The organism is Pseudomonas onubensis (assembly GCF_965653655.1).
GTDB lineage: Bacteria > Pseudomonadota > Gammaproteobacteria > Pseudomonadales > Pseudomonadaceae > Aquipseudomonas.
In genome coordinates, this window is the sequence record NZ_CBFHAZ010000199.1 from 1 (window position 1) to 2131 (window position 2131).

1 protein-coding gene is annotated in these 2131 nt (G+C 56.0%); it reads right to left on the reverse strand.

The annotated features are described in order from the left end of the window. Window positions 1–38: 38 nt before the first annotated feature. A protein-coding gene (locus tag ACTD9P_RS29515) for an IS3 family transposase (RefSeq protein WP_193791350.1) occupies window positions 39–1591 on the reverse strand; the annotation gives its coding sequence in 2 pieces (ribosomal slippage) (window positions 39–1129 and window positions 1129–1591; 1554 coding nt in all). Window positions 1592–2131: the final 540 nt, after the last annotated feature.

Here is a 2131-nt window from a genome sequence, read left to right on the forward strand (position 1 = left end):
CGGCGTTTTTCAAGGTAGTTGTCGCGTCCACCGTCGCGCTACGCGATTTTTATTACCACGGTCAGCTCCCTTTCAGGGTTCAGATACACCGTCCCGATAGGGTTCCAGTTGCGTGTCTCTCCTGACCATCGTTCCGGTCTTTTCTCTCTGGCCTGCCGGTATATCGCATCTCGACGAGCCAAGATTTCTCGGTCTTTTCCTTCATGACGTTGAGCCGGTGTTACGAAGCGGATCCGGCTATGGCGGTGCACGGTGTTGTACCAGGTCATAAAATTCCTCACCCAGATACGCGCATCATCCAGGCTGGTAAACCCTGCCTGTGGCCACTGCGGGCAGTATTTCAGTGTCCTGAACAATGATTCCGAGTACGGGTTGTCGTTGCTAACCCGTGGTCGACCGCGAGACGGCGTGATGCCCAGGTCATACATCTTGGTCAGTAACGTCACCGATTTCATTGGTGCACCATTGTCTGAGTGAAGCACCAGCGGCTGGCGCCAACACTTCTCCTGAGTCACGCTTCGTTGCAGCAACGCTGCCGCCTTTTCCCCGCTCTCGGCTTCATAAACTTCCCAGCCCACGGCTTTTCGGCTGTAGATGTCTTCGATCAGATAGAGGTAGTAAAATTTCCCGCGAACCGGGGACGGCAGGTAGGTGATGTCCCATGACCACACCTGATTAGCTGAAGTCGCTGCGTAAGTGGTCGGTGCCTCATGGCGATGCGGTCGCTTGGCTCTGGATCGGTGATGCTGCTGACCTGCCGCATGCAGCACCCGATAAAAAGTCGCCTCCGAGGCTACATATCTTCCTTCATCGGCCAATTGCGGCACGATCTGGCTTGGCGGAAGGTGCGCATAGGCTTTGCTGTTGCACAGCGTCACGATGCCTTGTCGTTCAAGCTCACTGAGCGCGTTGTTCGGTATCGGCCTAAGCGTCGTCGTGCGTCCATCTGCCAAGAGTTCTTGCGGCAAGCTCCAGCGTTGCAGCGTCCTCAGTGAAATGCCGACCTCCTGACAAGCAGGCGCCCTGCGGGCGCCCGCCAGAATGGCTTCATTAAGCCAATCAACGAGTAAATACCGTTCTGGCAACAAGGTCAGGTGGCCTCGTCGTCGCTCCCCCAGTAGGCATTGAGCTTTTTTCGTAGCACCAGTAAGGCCGCTGTTTCAGCCAGGGCTGCATCTTTGCGGCGCAACTCACGTTCAAGTTCACGGATACGATTTTTATCATCCCGTGACTGTCCGGAGCTTGCAGTTTTCGCGGTTGACTGTTTCGTGCTGCCGGCAATAAAAGCGTTGCGCCAATCGGTTATTTGCTCGGGAAAAATACCTTTTCGTCGGCAGTACTCACCGATCTCCAGTTCCGATAGCGAACCTGTTTCTATGATGATCGCCAGCTTGGATTCGGCTGACCAATTTTCGGCCGGTTGCTTGGCATCGGACAATTGCGTTCCTCTGGCGGCAGCTTGTTTGCGCCAATAATGGAGAGACATATCGCTGCAACCTTCGCGCCGAGCGACCTCCGCCGCCGAGAGGCTCAGGGGCGGAAGCATCATTTTCAGCAGCGCAGCTTTACGTTCTTCTGAATAGAAAGGCATGACCATACTCTTGCCGCCCCCGGAATGCTTTTCAAAAAGCGGGGGACACGACAACTACCCTGACACCGGGGGCCTGAAAGCCGACCTGAGTGGTTGAAGCAAGAGCCAGATCAAGTGCAAAGCAAAAGCCTATCTACCTGATGCAACGCGGTCTAAATGTGGGAGCGGGCTTGTCGGGTCGCCGCATCGCTGCGATGCAGACACTTCGGTGTGTCAGGTACACGGAGTTGATACTATCGCAGGCAAGCCAGCTCCCACCTTTGACCGAGTATGGCTCTGCTGTTGCTGTTGCTCCGGCCCTTACATCCTTTTCGCTGGCGAAGTCAGCGGTCTTTTGATCTGCGCTTTTGATCGTGATCTTGATCTGAAATCGCCCCGTTAAACACGATGGCCGCAATTCGACAGGGATTTGGGGGGTAAACCGGCAGGGATGCCGGTTTAGCCGCGCTGGGCCAAGGATGGCCCATCGCGGCGACCCCCCAAATCACTGGCGGATTGCGGGCATGCCGAGCCATAGCGAGGCACCGAGTGTTGGGGCGA